This is a genomic window from Coprococcus sp. TM115-187 (assembly GCF_027679115.1).
GTDB lineage: Bacteria > Bacillota > Clostridia > Lachnospirales > Lachnospiraceae > Allocoprococcus > Allocoprococcus comes.
In genome coordinates this window covers 86,993-105,263 of sequence record NZ_JAQEKS010000007.1, presented here as the reverse complement: position 1 = coordinate 105,263, position 18,271 = coordinate 86,993, and the positions used below count along the sequence as shown (strand labels likewise).

Below are 18,271 nucleotides of genomic sequence, written 5' to 3'. Positions count from 1 at the left end.
AGCAGCATGAAGAAAGCAGTAAGAATGGCGGTAGCGGCAGGAATGTGTGCGGCACTTGCACTCAGTGCGGGATGCCAGAAAAAGACGGTTGCGGATGATGAAGTACAGCGATATGCATGGCCACTTGCAACGGCGAGTCCGGAGGATACCGTAACACAGATCTATGCAGAAAAATTTGCGGAAGAAGTAGAAGAATTAAGTGATGGCAAGATGAAGATCCAGGTCTATCCGAACGGTACGATCGGAGGGGACAGGGAGCTCCTGGAGAGCTGTAAGGATGGGGACATTCCGTTTGTGATCCAGAATACCGCACCGCAGGTAACCTTCATGCCGGACCTTGCGGTGTTTGATATTCCGTGCCGATTCAGTACGATTGATGAAGTACGTGAAAAGGTAGATAATCCGGAGTTCTATGGGCTTCTGGAGGATGTCTATGAGAATGGCGGGTACAAGCTCCTTGGCTATGCAGACCAGGGCTTCCGTGTCATGTCAACGAACAAAAAGGTCGAATCATTGGCTGATTTTAAAGGACAGAAGATCCGTACCATGGAGAATTCCCACCATATGGATTTCTGGAAAAAACTGAAAGCATCTCCGACACCGATGAGTTTCAGTGAGGTGTATATTGGGCTGCAGCAGGGAACCATTGATGCCCAGGAGAATCCATACGAGGTTATCGTATCCAACAAGCTTTATGAACAGCAGGATTATGTGGTGGAAACCAATCACCTGCCGCATCTGATCTCTATGATCGTCAGTGATGAATTTTTTCAGGATCTGCCGGAAGATAAGCAGGCAATCCTTGTAGAAGCTGCTGAGATCGCCAAAGAAGAGGCTCGCCAGGCATCGGATGACCGGATTGCAGACAAGATCAAAGTAATTGAGGACAGTGGAACACAGATTGTTACACTTAGTGATGAACTGAGAGCAGAAATCCGTGAGGCAGTGCAGCCGGTTTACGATGAAATCGAGAAAAATGTGGATAAAAAACTCTATAATGCCTATATGAAATAGCAAAAAAATACGGAAAATCAGGGAAATCTGTAATTGATTGAAATTTTTTGTTGAAAAATAGAGTTTTTTATTATAGAATTATAAGTAATGTATATAAAAAGTAAAAGGAATGCCCCAGGGCATATATAAGGAGGATATTACAATGATTTCAGCAGGCGATTTTAGAAATGGTCTTACAGTACTGATCGAAGGTAACATTTATCAGATTCTGGAATTCCAGCATGTAAAACCGGGAAAGGGAGCGGCTTTCGTTAGAACAAAACTTAAAAACATCATCAGTGGTGGTGTAGTAGAAAAGACTTTCCGTCCGACAGAGAAATTCGATACCGCTCATATCGACAGAAAAGATATGCAGTATCTGTATTCTGATGGTGAACTCTATCACTTCATGGATGTTGAAACATTCGACCAGATCGCAGTTGATGGAGATACAGTAGGAGATTCCCTCAAGTTTGTAAAAGAGAACGAGATGGTTAAGGTATGTTCACATGAAGGTAACGTATTTTCTATTGAACCGCCGATCAGTGTGGAACTTGAAGTTACAGAGACAGAGCCGGGCGTAAAAGGTGACACAGCTACAGGTGCTACAAAACCGGCTGTTGTTGAGACAGGAGCAAGTGTTCTCGTACCTCTTTTCGTTAACCAGGGTGACAGAATCAAAATTGATACCCGTACAGGAGAATACAGCTCAAGAGCATAATCCTTTCGTCATAATTCACAAAATTAAGACAGAGATAAAAGCCGAAAGCAGAGGCAAGTCCTCATGCTCTCGGCTTTTTTGCATGTCAATACCATTTTGGAGGGGAAAAGAATGTTCTTGTAATCTGAAAAAAGGGCAGATATAATTGGCAGTACACACCTGCTTGAATGCAGGTGATATTCAAATCATAAGCTGCCTTAAGATGGCAGAAAAGGTTCTTTGCGGCGCATGGCTTTCTGGAAGGAGAACGGATGAATTATACAGAATTTATGAATGCTATGTTATGCGAGATCAGAGGACAGGTAGATGCGCAGGTGAGGACGGAGTTGTACACCGTGACGAAGAATAATGGAACCAGAAGAACAGGGATTCTTTTTAAGCAGGAGGACAGCAACCTTGCACCGACGATCTATCTGGAGGAATTTTACCAGAAGTACCTGAAGGGGCAGCAGGTACCGGATCTGGCGGATTCCATTTGCAGTATTTATCAGGAGATACGGGTGAAGAAGACCTGTGATTGTCAGAATCTGTTTGATTTTAATCATGTAAAAGAGCATATCGTGTACAAGCTGATCCGGCGGGATGCAAACGAAGAACTGTTAAAGCAGATTCCTTATGAGCCGTTCCTGGATCTGGCAGTGGTCTATTATATCCAGATAGACAACACACGCTTTGGCTCGGCGGCGATCCAGATCCGCAACGAGCATCTGCGGTACTGGCGTGTGGAAAAGGAAGAAATCCGCCGTCTTGCCGAGAAGAATACACCGCGGATCTATCCGGTGCAGATCCGGCAGATTGTGCGCTTTATGTATGTGGCGACGAACGAGCAGTGCAGTCTGGGGGCAGCAGTGATGCGGTATCCGGATTTCCGGGAAAAGGTCAGGGGGATGATCAGAGGGGATTTCTATATCCTGCCAAGCAGTATCCATGAAGTGATATTGGTGCCGGAAAGCTTTGGACTGGAGCCGGAGCGGATGCAGGAAATGGTAAAAGAGATCAATCAGACCGGAGTGGCACCGGAGGAAGTGCTTTCGGATTCCGTGTATTACTTTGATGGGGAGGAGATTCGGATCGTGGCGAAGTAGGGATAGATTATAAACGTGTATAGAGTAGGGAAAATTGACAGGGAAATTAAGGAAGTTAAAGAAGTATTTAAAATGGTTTTACGTTTGATTACATCAAAGGATAATCTGGACTACAAAAATTCAATTATCACATTTATGAAAATAGATGATAAGGAATGGAACAGGCTGCTGCGCAACAAGAAAATTCTTTACAAAAGAGAATAATATTGATATACTGAATGTAGAGAAAAATTCATTCATATGATTATCTAAGGTGGAAGATTTCGTGCGATCCACACGCCGATGGTATAGACAGGGGAAACCTGAGAGATGCAGGAGAAGCGCACGCCTGCTGGATAATCATTTGAAGAAGACTTAAAGAGGTGTCGCAGGTTTGCGGCACCTTTTTGTGTATACGATGAGCCAAGTGCAGATTTGTGCTTGCACAAGAATCTGTATTTTGCGAATGTACATCACCTGGCTGTTAAGCGAGATGGTGTACAAAGCATACGAATCAAGTAGGAGTCAGCTTACGTAATCATACAATAGAAATAAAGAAAGGAATTCCGAGCATGAACACAGAAATTTTAGTAATTGAAGATGACGACCTGGTAAGACAGGGAATCGTAGACATCCTGGAACTAAAGGGATGGAATGCGGTTGCAGCGAAGTCTTGTAGCGAAGCACTCGTAAGGATTCGAGGAGAAGAATATATGCTGTATGTACTGGATATGAAGCTGCCAGACGGGAACGGAATCATGCTCTGCAGGGAGATCCGCAGATATACAGACAATCCCATTCTTTTCTTATCAGCCTATGACAGTGAAGAATTTATCGTAGAAGGATTTGAAGCGGGAGCAAATGACTATGTGATCAAGCCTTTCCGCACATTTGAATTTATTGCGAGAATCAAGGCTTTGCTGCGACGTACCGGTATGCAAAACGGCAAGAAAGTGAAAAAAGGAATCAAAAGCGGAGAATATGAACTGGATTTGCAGAAGCAGATTTTGCAGAAGGATGGTGTCCGAATCGATCTTACAAGGACCGAATATCAGATTCTGTGCAGCCTTCTTGCAAACGCACCGAATCTTGTTGCGAGGGAGTTCCTGTTGGACACTATCTGGGATTTCAATGAAAATTATATCGATGACAATACCTTGTCTGTACATATGAACAGGCTGAGAAAGAAGCTGACTGCAGAAAATGAGCAGGATCCGATTGAGACAAAGCGTGGAGTTGGTTATGCATGGACGCTGAAAGCTGAGGATGTGTATGATGAGATCTGAGAGAAAGACGGAGAAATGGAGAATACCGGGAAAATGGACTCTGATTTTTCTTTTGATATTGCTGGCTTTTTATGGATACCAGAATATTCTTGCAGAAAATTATGAAAGACAGGTTGTTTCCTGGATCGGACAGACAGAAAAAGACAGAACGGTTTCTGCCTTTACAGAACCGGATGAAGAAGCATATCAGAAGGGCTGCGAGGCATTGAAAGAGGCAGGGTATGAAGAGACAGGAAAAATCTGGCTGGAAAAGAGAATCCGAAGTTACGGAATAGGTGTGTTTGTGGCTGCGATCGGCATCATCTGCATTGTTGGTCTGCTGACAGAACTGCACATGGAGAAAAGACGGAAAAAAGCACTGGATAATCAATTGGCAGAAAAAGACAGGGAACTGGAAGCAAAGCTGGCGGAAGAAAAAGAATTTCTGCATCGTGACCGGCAGAAAATGGGAACTTACATGGAAAATATTTCCCATCAGCTAAAAACACCGATCGCGGGAACACTTCTGAATCTGGAGGTGCTTCTTGTGACAGAAGAGGATGAAAAACGGTATCAGAAGCTGGAAGACTGTGTGAAAAAGGTGCAATGGATGTCCGATATGACGATCGTGCTTCTTAGGCTTGCGCAGATTGATTCCGGGAAAATCTGGATAAAGCGGAAAAAAGAAAATCTGACCGGACTGATCGAAGAATGTATAGACAGAACACAGCCTTTAGCGGAAGAAAAAGGAGTTGGATTTGAAATGGATGTTCCAAAAGAATGCCTGCTTTCCTGCGACGGATTCTGGCTGAAAGAGGCAATGGAAAATGTACTGAAAAATGCCGTAGAATATGCAGATACAGGAAGCCTGATTCAGATTCTGCTGAAAGAAGATACGGACTATTATAAGCTGTATATCACCAATCGGGGAAAACGGATTAAAGAAGAGAAAAGAGAGCTGATTTTTGACCGTTTCTACCAGATGGAACAGGGAAGTGGAATCGGAATTGGTCTGCATTTGGCAAGGGAAATTGTCACGCTCCATCAGGGAACACTGAAGGTTGTGGATCGAAGCGGCTTGGAGGAGGCGACAACCTTCCAGTTTATACTGCCGAAGATGATCGCAAAAGATCATGCACAGGAAGAAATAAATCTTACGATTTCGTAAGAAGGGGGTAAGTGAATCGAAAGACTGATCTGATATAGTAAGACTAACAAATGAAGGAGGTGGCAGAAGATGAAAACCGTAATCAGACTGGACAAGGTAAGCAAAAGCTATACCCTTGGTGAAAAGAAAATCACAGCATTAAAGGAGTTTTCTTTTGAAGTGAAAAGCGGTGAATTTGTGGCAGTGATGGGACGAAGCGGATCCGGGAAATCTACTTTTCTTAAGATTGCAGGAACACTGGAAAAGCCAGATACCGGAGCAGTCTTCCTGAATGGAATACAGATTAACGGGCTTTCCCAAAAGAAGATCTGCAAGATCCGGCAGAAGAAAATCGGGTTTATTTTCCAACAGTATCAGTTACTGCCGGAGTATACGATCTGGGATAATGTGTGCATGCCGCTTTATATCGCGCATACGGTACCGGATAAAGCTTATATCCGACAGCTTCTTGAAAAGGTCGGATTATGGGACAGGAACGGAGATTATCCGGATCAGTTATCTGGTGGAGAGCAGCAGAGAGTGGCAATTGCCCGTGCAATGGCAGCAAAGCCGGGAGTGATCCTTGCGGATGAACCGACCGGGAATCTGGACTATCAGACCGGACAGGAGATCATGAAACTGATCTGCGCATCCAGAGAGCTTTACCGTCAGACAATTGTCATGGTGACACATGATATGGACAGTGCCAATTATGCGGACAGGATTGTGTATATGGAAGATGGTGCATTGCGATGAAAAGAGAGAAAAGACATGGAATTGAACGGGAACTCAGTATAAAAAGAATCCGCAGCCAGAAGAAATACAGTATCCTGATAGTCTCAGTCCTGCTTCTTACCTGCATACTGATTCAGATTGGTTTTCAGATGTCGGAAGGACTGAAAGCCGCATATATCGAGAATCGTAAAGCAGTATATGGGGAGTGGGAACAGGTATTTGTGGATATGGATGAAAGCTCGGTAAAAGTAGCAGAAGAGAATCCATTTCTTGCACAGACCGGGAAAATAAGTATCTATGGGGCGATCGCCGGAGATTATCTGGAAAACCGTCAGATGAATATCGGGACAATGGACGAGACGGCGTGGAAGCTTGGCAGACTGGAAATGAAAGAAGGACGCCTGCCGGAAAATGAGCATGAGATCGTACTGGAATACAGTACACTTCGCTCACTTGGATATGAGGAGATGCTTGGAAAAGAGATTACACTGGATATTACACCGGCGCTTTCCATTCTGGAGCAGGGGGAATCAAAAAGCTATTCGTATACTTTATGCGGGATCCTAAAAGATTATCAGATAAACTGGGAAATCTGCAACCGGCATCGGTTTCCAACTGGAATTGTGACACAGGAAGGCGGGAACAGGATCGGCTCTGTTCAGGATATGCATATGCTTGTAAAAGCGAAAGAAGGCAGTGAAAGTGTTTATAAAGATCTGAAAGACAGCGAAGAATTTACCTGCGGCATGGATGACAATGTGGAACAGGACAAACTTTCTGATGTAAGTCTTCCGTATATGGATTTTCTGGAAAATATCCGTTTGCTGGTTGGTGGTGCGTCGATCTGTATCCTGTTTCTTACGGTATCGCGTTCGATTATCTCAAGAGAACAGTTCTGGAGGTTCCTGGATGCACTTGGAATGAGAAGAGGGCAGATGTACCAGATTATTTTCTGGGAAGCAGTTCTGTTTGGTGCAGGAGCTGTTATTGTTGGAAATCTTGCAGGGATTGGGATTTACCAGCTGGTTATCCCTGCTTTTGAAAAGATAACCGAGCAGACATTACCACAGGCGATTGCATGGGAAGGAGTCCTTTTTGGAACTGGCTTCAGTATCTTATGTATTGCTGCAAGTTATGGACTCAGTGCAGTACAGCTTCGCATACTTCTGAAAGAAAAAAAGAAGAAAGTTCAGAAAAGAAGGGGAAAGTACAGGAAGATCGTCCGGTTCACGCCGGGAAGAGTTTTACTTCATAAATGGCAGATGCATCGTGTGCGTAAGAGTGTAGAAATTGTTCTTCTGGCAAGTGCTTTGCTGATCGTGGGATTTGGAAAGATGGAAATATCAACCAGACAGGAAGAACTGAAAGTATATCAAAGGCTGACAGGAAATGGATACTATTTGAGTACAATGGAGATTACGAATTCTCCGGGAATTTCCAGGCAGACAGTTGATAAACTGGAACAGGTTGCCGGAGTAACTTCTGTAGAACAATATCATAACAATGAAAAAGAGGAGTTCTGGATTGATCTGTCAGAATATGCTGAAAGCGAGTATTTTCAGAAAGTAGTCGAAACATTGGTGGCATATCTGAATGAGACATCAATAAAGGAAAAGATATCTATTGAGAAAGTAAGATTGTCTTTGCTTACAATAGACAGATGGCAGGATATACAGCGTTTTCTGAGAAATCTGGATGAAGGCAGCCTGACAAAAGAAGAATTTGAACAGGGAGATTTTTGCATTCTGGATCTTACAGAGTTGCAGGAATATGACGGAAAATATCTGAGTGCATTCAGCCCGGACGGACAAGGAATATCAGAAGATACGGTACAGGTTGGTGATGAACTTCCGGTTTATACATTGAATGAGAATGGAAGTAGAAACGAAAATCCGATTCCAGTAACAGCGATTTTACGTGGCATGAAGGAAGAAGATGTGCGGAATCCACAGATAGGTGGATCTGGTATATCGATGATTGTTGGAAAGAATTTCTGGAAGAAATTTGGGAAAAGCAGAATTATGGAATATGATCAGATCGTAAAAATTCTGGTATCGGATGATGCGGATGCGTATGATACGGAAGGGCATATTCTAAGTATTTTAAAACAGGGAACAGCTGTAAATGTGCAGAATAACCATGAAGAGTATAAGAAAATACGTCAGGAATTATATTCCTTTATAGGAATGTACAGCATTTTTGCAGTGTTTTACATGATTCTGATTTCCATAGTTTTGTATCAGATGTTTCTTGCGGAGAAGCAGGAAGAAAAAAGAGAAGGGGAAATCTTACAGTCACTTGGAATGGAAGAAAAGTTCCTGAAGAAAATGCATCGGATAGAAGTTCTTTGGATGACGGGATGCGCAGGAGTGATTGGAGTTCTTACGTTATGGGGTGCTTGCCGACTGATATAGAGGAGGCTTCAAGATGAAGAAAACCTATATCCTATATTGCTGCATAATCAGCGTTATTCTAATGCCGTTCAAATGGTTTGCACCGGAGAATATGACGGATTTATCGGAATGGGGATTTAAGTGTATTTCCAATCCGGTTGGAATCGAGTTGCTCATTATTGGTGTTCTGCTGATTCAGGCAAAGCGTATAGAAGCAAAAGAACGGATTCAGATGGGAATTGGATTAGTGGCAATAAAAAAGACTGTCAAGCCATAAAAGCTTCACAGTCTTTTCACGTCCCTGATCAGAATCGAACTGACGCACCCGCCTCCGGAGGGCGGTGCTCTATCCACTGAGCTACAAGGACATTTACTAATATAGCACTTGCCCAGAAAAAAATCAAGAAGAAATTTCGAACAGGACAAGTAAAACGGGATGAACAGAATAGCAGCCGAAATACCATTTGAAAGTGATTTGATACACAGAGTGGGCATCAGCATAAAGCAATTTTAATGCAGAAAAAGAATAAATAATCGCTTCGACAAAACCAGTCAAAACAAGTCTTCCTTCGCTATTGACGTAAAAGCGGGCATTGCGTATGATAGGTGGCAAAGGAGGAAATGCCATGTCGGAAGAAAAAAGGATGCCCGTCCTTACAGGCAAAAAGAAGCAGATTTTTTACACTGGTCTTGTGTATCTGCTGGTCTGCTTTATGACGGCGGGAGTTACCGTTTTTCTTACGAAAGAGAAAAAAGATGAGGTAAAAGAAGTAAGTGCAGTTGTTACAGAAGAGCCAAAAGTAAATACCGGATACGCAGCGATGGAAACCAATCCACTTCTGGAGAACCGGGACGAAGAGCTTGCGGATGCAGTAGAAGCATACTATCAGGAACTTTCCGGAAAAGAAGCCTATGCCGAAGCATACGATGGGATTGCGATTTGCACGAAAGACGGCAAAGCAAAAGGCAGCAGGATCCTGTATGTACGGTACAATATGAAGATCCGTGGAATTTATACTGAAGTACCGGGACTTGAAACCTTATATGCGGTCAAGGACAAAGATGGAAAATTCGATATTCAGGCAGAGATCTCTGACGAGCAGATTCAGACGATAATTGAAGAAGTTTCCGCACAGACAGATGTGCAGGAGCTGTTTGCACAGGTAGAAGCGGATTATGAACAGGCACTTGGTTCAGATGCAATGCTCGCACAGGCGGTGGAAGATCTGAAAAATGCAGTGGATCAGTAACACTGTAAATACAGCGAGCCAGTAACGTCTGAAAAAAGCGGTAAAGTCTATGAAAAAATGTTGTGCGTCAGCAGAAGTGGATGCTGTCTTGCCAAAAATTCATAAAGAATGCAGAATTTCAGGCAACATCCAGTCTCCGGATTACGATTTTCTATTGCGCTTACATAAGGATTCAGATATAATAAATAAAGCGGCGCAGGCAAAGAGTCTGCGCTAACGTTTATGATGAAAAAGAGAGGAACGATCGATACTATGAAGAAGATCCTGGATCTGATTACAGAAGAAATGGAACAGGCATTTGCAGATGCCGGATACGAGAAAGAACTGGCGCGTGTTACACTTTCTAACCGCCCGGATTTATGTGAATATCAGTGCAACGGTGCGATGGCAGGTGCAAAGAAATATCACAAAGCACCGATCATGATCGCAGAAGAAGTTGTGGCAAAGATTCCGGAGAACGGATATATCAGCGGAGCAGAAGCAGTTAAGCCAGGTTTCATCAACCTGAAGACCAACCCGGCAGCAGTCGCAGATTATCTGAACCAGATGGAAGCAGACGAAAAGCTTGGCGTGGAAGAAGTAGAAAATCCAAAGACAATCGTCATTGATTATGGCGGACCGAACGTGGCAAAACCGCTTCACGTTGGACATCTCCGCTCCGCGATCATCGGAGAAAGCGTAAAGAGGATCACCCGTTTTATGGGCAATAAAGTAATTGGTGATATCCACCTTGGAGACTGGGGATATCAGATGGGACTGATCATCACAGAACTGAAGAAACGCCAGCCGGATCTTCCGTATTTTGATGATAACTTCATTGGAGAATATCCAAAAGAAGCACCATTTACCATCAGTGACCTGGAGGAAATCTATCCGGCAGCGTCCGCTTATGCAAAAGAGCATGATGATTACAGAGAAGAAGCATTGGATGCGACCTTCCAGCTGCAGAGCGGAAAGCGCGGCTACCGTGCAATCTGGGATCACATTATGAATGTGTCTGTGACTGACTTAAAGAAAAACTATGCGAACCTGAATGTCGAATTTGACCTCTGGAAAGGGGAATCTGACGCACAGAAATACATCCCGGATATGGTGGAAAGGCTGAAGAAGGAAGGTTATGCGCATATTGATAACGGAGCACTCGTGGTAGATGTCAAAGAAGAGACCGATACCAAAGAGATCCCACCGTGTATGATCCTGAAGTCCGACGGTGCAGCACTTTATGATACCACAGACCTTGCAACACTGGTAGAGCGTGAAGAACTGTTCCAGCCGAACGAAGTCATCTATGTAGTTGACAAGCGTCAGGAACTGCATTTTGTACAGGTATTCCGCTGCGCAAAGAAGACCGGCATTGTAAAAGAGGATACAAAACTTACTTTCCTTGGATTTGGTACGATGAACGGAAAAGACGGAAAACCGTTCAAGACCAGAGAAGGCGGCGTTATGCGTCTTGAGAACCTGATCCGCGAGATTACAGAAAAGATGTATGAAAAGATCACAGAGAACCGTACAGTATCGGAAGAGGAGGCAAAAGCAACAGCGAAGATGGTCGGAATGGCTGCGATCAAATACGGAGACCTCTCCAACCAGGCAGCAAAAGACTATGTATTCGATGTAGACAGATTCACTTCTTTTGAAGGAAATACAGGTCCGTACATCCTGTACACCATCGTTCGTATCAAATCAATCCTGAACAAGTACAAAGAATCAGGAAAGAGTATGGACGATATCAAGATCCTTCCGGCTACAAGTGAGAGCGAAAAGGCTCTGATGCTGGAAGCTGCGAAGTTTGGCAGTGTGATGGAGAATGTATACGAAGAACTTGCACCACACAAGATTTGTGCATATATTTATGATCTTGCAAATGCATTTAACCGTTTCTACCATGAGACAAAGATCCTGGCAGAAGAGGATGAACAGAAGCAGAAGAGCTACATTGCCCTTCTCACGCTTACAAGAGACATTCTGACAACCTGCATCGATCTGCTTGGATTTGAAGCACCGGAGAGAATGTAAAAAAGCAGAAGCATCAGAAGTAATGACAATACGATAAAGAGGCGAGGACATATGACAGAGAAATTGTTTTACACAGACAGTCACCAGCAGGAATTTACTGCGGAGGTTGTGTCCTGCCGCCCGTGTGATAACGGATATGAGGCAGTTCTTTCAAGAACTGCCTTTTTTCCAGAAGGCGGCGGTCAGGCAGCAGATACCGGAGTGATTGACGGGATCAGAGTATATGATGTACAGGAAAAAGGAGAACAGATCTTTCACTATCTGGAAGGAGAACTGGAAGAAGGAAAGACCGTGACCGGTCAGATCGACTGGGACAAACGTTTTTCACGGATGCAGCAGCACAGCGGAGAACATATCGTATCGGGAATCGTTCATGCACGTTTTGGATATGATAATGTGGGATTCCATTTGAATGATGAGCTGTGCACTCTGGACTTAAGTGGTCCGCTCACGAAGGAGGAGCTTCGCGAGGTGGAAAATGCGGCAAATGAAGCGGTATTTGCAAATGTACCGGTTCAGATAAGTTATCCGTCCAAAGAAAAATTGAAGACGTTGGATTACCGCAGTAAGATAGAGATTGACGGACAGGTGCGTATCGTGACGATACCGGGATATGACGTGTGTGCCTGTTGTGCACCGCATGTGTATTTTACCGGAGAGATCGGTCTTATCAAACTGGTGCAGAGTCAGAATTATAAAGGCGGTATCCGGATTACTATGCTGTGCGGAAGAAGGGCACTGAAGGATTATCAGCAGAAAGAAGAAAGCGTGAAGGCGATCATGGGAAGCCTTTCAGCGAAGGAAGAATTGATTGCCGAAGCAGTTGAACGCGTAAAAGAGGAATGTACACAGCTGAAGAGTGAACTTGCAGAGTCAAGATATCAGATTCTTGAAGCACAGGCAGAAAAAATTCCGGATGGACAGAAAAAGGTCTGTATTTTTGATAGCAAATTAAGTGGGAATGAACCACGTGAGCTTATGAACCTTGTACTGAAAAAAGGAACAGAAGTATGTGCGGTATTTGCAGGAAACGAAGAGAGTGGATACCGTTATGTGATCGGCAGTGAGACAGAGGATGTGCGCCCGTACAGCAAGATCCTCAAAGAACAGTTTGACGGAAGAGGCGGTGGAAAACCGGTCATGGTACAGGGTTCTGTAAATGGAAGCGAAGAGGCAATCCGAAAAGTTTTTGAGTAAGAGAAGGCGGAGATGAAGAATGCGAGACAGGAAAACAGGGAGAATTATCTGGTATTTGTTCAGTGCGGTTCTGGTCAAATGGGGCGTTGAGATTGCAGTCGCTACATTTGCCCTTTCCTGTGGTCTGCACAGCAACATGGGAATCGGGGCGATATCTTCGATCATTACGATTCCGATGATTGGGTGGATCTACAGGAAGGATCAGGGACGTTACGAAAAAGAGCAGGAATCCTGGTGGAAATATAAAGCCGCTTCCGGATACGGAATGTGGTTTGTCATGCTTCTTGGCGCAGTGACTGCATGTGTGGCAATGAATGATATTGTCATGTTGATGAATATGCAGAAGATCAGCAGAGTTTACCAGAGCATGGAGCAGACCATCTACAGTGCGCCACGCTGGCTTCAGATGGTGGGAGCCGGAATGCTGGCTCCAATTGCGGAAGAACTTGTTTATCGGGGCATGATCTATCGGCGGATGAGAGAGAGCCTCACAGCCATGCAGGCAGGTGTGTTTGTGTCAATCCTGTTTGGAGTGGGGCATGGTAATCTGCCACAGGGACTTTACGCGATGGTACTTGGATTTCTGCTTGCCGGTATTTATGAGAAATTCCGGAATATTGCAGCTCCAGTCCTGTTCCATATTGTTGTGAATATTACGTCATTATTGCTTTCGTGGTATGGAGGCTTTGAATGGATCCTGGGAACAGAGGGAAAAGCAGTTGGAATTACTGTACTGGCTACGTTGATTACTGTTATAATTTATGTAAAAATAAAAAATATAAGACAGGAAATACGATAATTAACTGAAAAATACTGGAAAAGTTCGCGAAATAAATAATATCTGACAATTTCTGTATAATTAGGGGTTTACTTTTGCAGACAAATGCTGTATAGTGTTAAATCATAAAAGCAACAACAAAACTGTTTTACAGAAAGGGCAGGTTATATGAGCGTAATACAACAAAATACAGAACAAGGCTTATACAGCCCTGATTTTGAGCATGACAACTGCGGTATCGGAGCTGTTGTGAACATCAAAGGGCAAAAGAGTCATGATACAGTCGCAAATGCGCTGAAAATCGTAGAAAATCTTGAACATAGAGCTGGCAAGGATGCCGAAGGGAAGACAGGAGACGGTGTAGGAATACTGTTACAGATTTCGCACAAGTTCTTTACAAATGTCTGTCGTCCCCTCGGCATCTTTTTAGGTTCTGAGAGAGATTACGGTGTGGGAATGTTTTTCTTCCCACAGGACGAACTGAAAAGGAATCAGGCAAAAAATATTTTCGAAGTCATTGTTGAAAAAGAAGGACTGAAATTCCTTGGATGGAGGGAAGTGCCGATCCGTAAAGAGATCCTTGGAAAGAAAGCACTCGAATGCATGCCGTGCATTATGCAGGGATTTATCGAACGACCGAAAAAAGTAAAACAAGGACTGGATTTTGACCGCAGACTTTATGTGGTAAGAAGAGTCTTTGAACAGAGCAGTGATGATACCTATGTAGCATCCCTGTCAAGCAGAACCATCGTGTACAAAGGAATGTTCCTTGTAAAACAGCTCCGGATGTTCTTTGAAGATCTGCAGAACCCGGATTATGAATCTGCAATTGCAGTTGTACATTCCAGATTCAGTACAAACACTAATCCAAGCTGGGAAAGAGCACATCCGAACCGTTTCATCGTACATAACGGAGAGATCAATACCATTCGCGGCAATGCAGATAAGATGCGGGCCAGAGAGGAAAACATGGAATCCGAGCATCTGGAAGGAGAGCTTTATAAAGTCCTTCCGGCAATCAATACCGCAGGTTCCGATTCTGCCATGCTGGATAACACGCTGGAATTTATGGTGATGAGTGGTATGCCGCTTCCGTTGGCAGTTATGATCACTATTCCGGAGCCATGGGCACAGAATGCAACGATGTCACAGAAAATCAAGGATTTCTATCAGTATTACGCAACAATGATGGAGCCATGGGACGGACCGGCATCCATCCTGTTCTCAGATGGAGATATTTTAGGAGCCGTACTTGACCGAAATGGACTCAGACCTTCCAGATATTACATCACAGATGATGACACACTGATCCTTTCTTCTGAGGTTGGTGTTCTGGATATCCCGCCGGAGAAGATCGTAGTCAAAGAAAGAATCCATCCAGGTAAGATGCTTCTTGTTGATACCGTTCAGGGGCGTGTCATCGACGACCAGGAACTGAAAGAAGAATATGCGGCAAGACAGCCTTATGGCGAATGGTTGAACAGTCAGTTGGTCAATTTAAGCGATTTAAAGATCCCGAATCAGAAAGTACCGCAGTATTCTAGAGAAGAATGCCAGAGACTGCAGAAAGCATTTGGATATTCTTACGAAGAAGTGAAGACTTCTATTTTAAATATGGCAATGAATGGAAGCGAAGGAATCGGAGCCATGGGTATCGATGCACCACTTGCCGTTCTTTCTGAGCAACATCAGTCTCTGTTTGGATATTTTAAACAGTTATTTGCACAGGTAACGAACCCGCCGATCGACGCGATTCGTGAAAAAATCGTGACTTCGACAACGGTATATGTCGGAGAAGAAGGAAACCTTTTGGAACAGAAAGAGGAAAACTGTCATGTACTGAAGATCAATGACCCGATCCTGACAGATACCGATCTCCTGAAGATCCGTAACATGAAAGTCGACGGTTTCCGTGTAGCAGAAATTTCTACTACTTATTATAAAAACTCCAGCCTGGAAAAAGCGATCGATTATCTGTTTATTCAGGTAGACCGTGCAATCCGTGAAGGCATGAATATCCTGATCTTAAGTGACAGAGATGTGGATGAATATCATATTGCGATCCCGTCCCTGCTTGCAACCTCAGCGGTTCATCAGCATCTGGTAAGAACTAAGAGAAGAACAGAGGTTGCCATGATCCTTGAGACCGGAGAACCAAGAGAAGTACATCATTTCGCAACGCTTTTGGGATATGGTGCATCTGCGATCAACCCGTATCTTGCACATGAATCGATCAAACAGCTGATCGATACAGATATGCTTCAGAAAGATTATTATGCAGCAGTCAATGACTATAATGAAGCTGTTATAAGCGGAATTGTCAAAATTGCATCGAAGATGGGAATTTCCACGATCCAGTCTTATCAGGGATCCATGATCTTTGAAGCGATTGGATTAAAACCGGAATTCATTGAAAAATATTTCACCGGAACTGTCAGCCGTGTCGGTGGTATCGGACTGGAAGAAATTGCAAAAGATTATATGGCAAGACATTCCGAGGCCTTTGATCCGCTGGGACTTTCCGTAGATCTGACGTTGAACAGTGTGGGACAGCACAAGTCGAAGAGCGGTGGTGAAAAGCATCTGTACAACCCGAGAACGATCCATATGCTCCAGCAGTCTACAAGGCGCGGGGATTATGAAATGTTCAAGCAGTACACACAGATGGTTGATGAAGAATCCAAAGGAATCACACTCCGTGGACAGATGGACTTCAATTATCCAAAGAAAGGAGTTCCGCTTTCAGAAGTAGAGAGTGTGGATTCGATCGTGACCAGATTCAAGACCGGTGCAATGTCTTACGGATCAATTTCAAAGGAAGCACACGAAACCCTTGCCCTTGCAATGAATGCACTGCACGGTAAGTCAAACTCCGGTGAAGGCGGAGAGGATATCGAGCGCCTTGGAACCGACAGAGGCTCTGCGATCAAACAGGTTGCCAGTGGACGTTTTGGTGTTACAAGCAGATATCTTGTCAGTGCAAAAGAGATCCAGATCAAGATGGCGCAGGGAGCAAAACCTGGAGAAGGTGGACATCTGCCGGGGGGAAAGGTTTACCCTTGGGTAGCAAAAACCAGACATTCTACGCCGGGTGTGGGACTGATCTCACCACCGCCGCATCACGATATTTATTCAATCGAAGATCTGGCACAGCTGATCTATGACTGTAAAAATGCAAACAAGGATGCAAGAATTTCTGTCAAACTGGTATCTGAAGCCGGTGTCGGAACGGTTGCAGCGGGTGTTGCAAAAGCAGGAGCCGGACTGGTTCTGATCTCCGGTTATGACGGAGGTACAGGAGCTGCACCGAGAAGTTCTATCCATAATACCGGACTTCCGTGGGAGCTTGGACTTTCTGAAACACATCAGACACTGATCCAGAACGGGCTGAGAGAGAGAGTCCGTATCGAGACAGACGGTAAGCTGATGAGCGGCCGTGATGTGGCGATCGCAGCACTTCTCGGAGCAGAGGAATTTGGATTTGCGACGGCACCGCTTGTAACCATGGGGTGCGTAATGATGCGTGTATGTAACCTGGATACCTGCCCGGTCGGAATTGCAACCCAGAATCCGGAACTGAGAAAGAGATTTGCCGGAAAACCAGAATATGTCATCAATTTCATGCGTTTTATCGCGGAAGAATTAAGAGAATATATGGCAAAACTTGGCATTCGTACTGTGGATGAACTGGTGGGAAGGACAGACCTTCTGAAAGTGAGAGATGTGCCGACATCCAAACGTGCCGCAACACTGGATCTTTCCAGAATCCTCAATAATCCGTATGCAAAAGAGAAGAAAGGCATGATCTTCAATCCGAAGAAAGTCTTTGATTTTGAACTAAATAAAACACTGGATGAAAGAGTTCTGGTAAAGGAACTTCTTCCGTCAATGGAAAAGAAACAGAAGAGAATCCTGGAGCTGGATGTAAAAAATACAGACCGTACATTCGGCACAATCTTCGGTTCTGAGATTACAAGACGTTATCCGGACGGACTGGAAGAAGACAGCTATGTGCTGAAATGTAAGGGCGCAGGCGGACAGTCATTCGGAGCATTTATACCAAAAGGTCTGACACTGGAACTGACCGGTGACAGCAATGATTATTTTGGAAAAGGACTTTCCGGTGGTAAACTGATCGTTTATCCGCCGACTGGTGTGAAATTTAAAGCTGATGAAAATATTATTATTGGTAACGTAGCGCTTTATGGTGCAACAAGCGGAAAAGCCTATATCAATGGTGTGGCAGGCGAACGTTTCTGTGTCCGTAACTCCGGAGCAACAGCAGTTGTAGAAGGGGTCGGTGATCATGGATGCGAATATATGACTGGTGGACGGGTTGCAATTCTTGGCAAGACCGGAAAGAACTTTGCAGCAGGTATGAGTGGCGGTGTTGCTTACGTTCTGGATATGGACAGTGATCTTTATACAAAAGTCAACAAACAGATGGTTAATATCGAAAAAGTAACATCTAAGTTCGATGTATCTGAATTGAAAGGTATGATCGAAGAACATGTAGCAGCAACCAATTCCGAGACGGGAAAAGAAATCCTGGATCATTTCAAAGAATACCTGCCGAAGTTTAAGAAGATCATTCCGCGTGATTACGAGAGAATGCTGACCCGCATCCTTCAGCTGGAAGAAAAAGGTCTCAGCAGCGAACAGGCAAAAACCGAAGCATTTTATGCGATCAAAGAAGGAAGATAGGAGGC

The 18,271-nt window shown here is 44.2% G+C and carries 14 protein-coding genes and 1 tRNA gene; 14 read left to right on the top strand and 1 reads right to left on the bottom strand.

Annotation, left to right across the window (positions count from 1 at the left end; translation table 11 throughout):
* Positions 1-6 precede the first annotated feature (6 nt).
* The 9 genes from PGW42_RS07285 to PGW42_RS07245 all read left to right on the top strand — a co-directional run bounded on the left by PGW42_RS07285 (position 7) and on the right by PGW42_RS07245 (position 8,595).
* Positions 7-1,014, top strand: a complete 1,008-nt coding sequence (locus tag PGW42_RS07285; protein ID WP_195250678.1) for a TRAP transporter substrate-binding protein — start codon at positions 7-9, stop codon at positions 1,012-1,014.
* A gap of 142 nt (positions 1,015-1,156) precedes the next feature.
* Positions 1,157-1,714, top strand: a complete 558-nt coding sequence (gene efp / locus PGW42_RS07280) for an elongation factor P (RefSeq protein ID WP_270203139.1) — start codon at positions 1,157-1,159, stop codon at positions 1,712-1,714.
* 251 nt (positions 1,715-1,965) lie between these two features.
* Positions 1,966-2,799, top strand: coding sequence for a DUF5688 family protein (locus PGW42_RS07275; RefSeq protein ID WP_008375058.1), 834 nt, complete (start codon positions 1,966-1,968; stop codon positions 2,797-2,799).
* Between the two features lie 72 nt (positions 2,800-2,871).
* Positions 2,872-3,003, top strand: coding sequence for a hypothetical protein (locus PGW42_RS07270; protein WP_270203140.1), 132 nt, complete (start codon positions 2,872-2,874; stop codon positions 3,001-3,003).
* A gap of 347 nt (positions 3,004-3,350) precedes the next feature.
* Entirely contained in the window at positions 3,351-4,064 is a 714-nt protein-coding gene (locus PGW42_RS07265) for a response regulator transcription factor (protein ID WP_008375063.1), read from the top strand.
* Positions 4,051-5,211, top strand: coding sequence for a sensor histidine kinase (locus PGW42_RS07260; protein WP_270203141.1), 1,161 nt, complete (start codon positions 4,051-4,053; stop codon positions 5,209-5,211). The genes PGW42_RS07265 and PGW42_RS07260 overlap by 14 nt, the downstream gene beginning before the upstream one ends.
* 69 nt (positions 5,212-5,280) lie before the next feature.
* Positions 5,281-5,946: an ABC transporter ATP-binding protein gene (locus PGW42_RS07255; RefSeq protein WP_117556084.1), complete on the top strand. Its 666-nt coding sequence runs from the start codon at positions 5,281-5,283 to the stop codon at positions 5,944-5,946.
* Positions 5,943-8,339, top strand: a complete 2,397-nt coding sequence (locus PGW42_RS07250) for an FtsX-like permease family protein (RefSeq protein WP_270203142.1) — start codon at positions 5,943-5,945, stop codon at positions 8,337-8,339. The genes PGW42_RS07255 and PGW42_RS07250 overlap by 4 nt, the downstream gene beginning before the upstream one ends.
* Before the next feature lie 13 nt (positions 8,340-8,352).
* Complete coding sequence (locus tag PGW42_RS07245) at positions 8,353-8,595, top strand: hypothetical protein (protein ID WP_117823178.1); 243 nt, start codon at positions 8,353-8,355, stop codon at positions 8,593-8,595.
* A 19-nt stretch (positions 8,596-8,614) separates the two neighbouring features.
* Here the strand turns inward: PGW42_RS07245 and PGW42_RS07240 are convergent.
* Positions 8,615-8,686 (bottom strand) — tRNA-Arg (locus PGW42_RS07240).
* Positions 8,687-8,944: 258 nt separating this feature from the next.
* Here PGW42_RS07240 and PGW42_RS07235 point away from each other — a divergent pair.
* From PGW42_RS07235 to gltB, 5 genes are all read left to right on the top strand, one after another.
* Entirely contained in the window at positions 8,945-9,568 is a 624-nt protein-coding gene (locus PGW42_RS07235) for a hypothetical protein (protein ID WP_270203143.1), read from the top strand.
* A 252-nt stretch (positions 9,569-9,820) separates the two neighbouring features.
* Positions 9,821-11,587: an arginine--tRNA ligase gene (gene argS, locus PGW42_RS07230; protein ID WP_173826472.1), complete on the top strand. Its 1,767-nt coding sequence runs from the start codon at positions 9,821-9,823 to the stop codon at positions 11,585-11,587.
* 51 nt (positions 11,588-11,638) lie between these two features.
* The gene (locus tag PGW42_RS07225) at positions 11,639-12,784 is read left to right on the top strand and encodes an alanyl-tRNA editing protein (protein WP_270203144.1); all 1,146 of its coding nucleotides are present in this window, start codon (positions 11,639-11,641) and stop codon (positions 12,782-12,784) included.
* Positions 12,785-12,803: 19 nt separating this feature from the next.
* Positions 12,804-13,583 carry a CPBP family intramembrane glutamic endopeptidase gene (locus tag PGW42_RS07220; protein ID WP_117556074.1) on the top strand — a complete coding sequence of 260 codons (780 nt, stop codon included), beginning with the start codon at positions 12,804-12,806 and terminating at the stop codon, positions 13,581-13,583.
* 147 nt (positions 13,584-13,730) lie between these two features.
* Positions 13,731-18,266: a glutamate synthase large subunit gene (gltB, locus tag PGW42_RS07215; RefSeq protein WP_270203145.1), complete on the top strand. Its 4,536-nt coding sequence runs from the start codon at positions 13,731-13,733 to the stop codon at positions 18,264-18,266.
* The last annotated feature ends 5 nt before the right edge of the window (positions 18,267-18,271 follow it).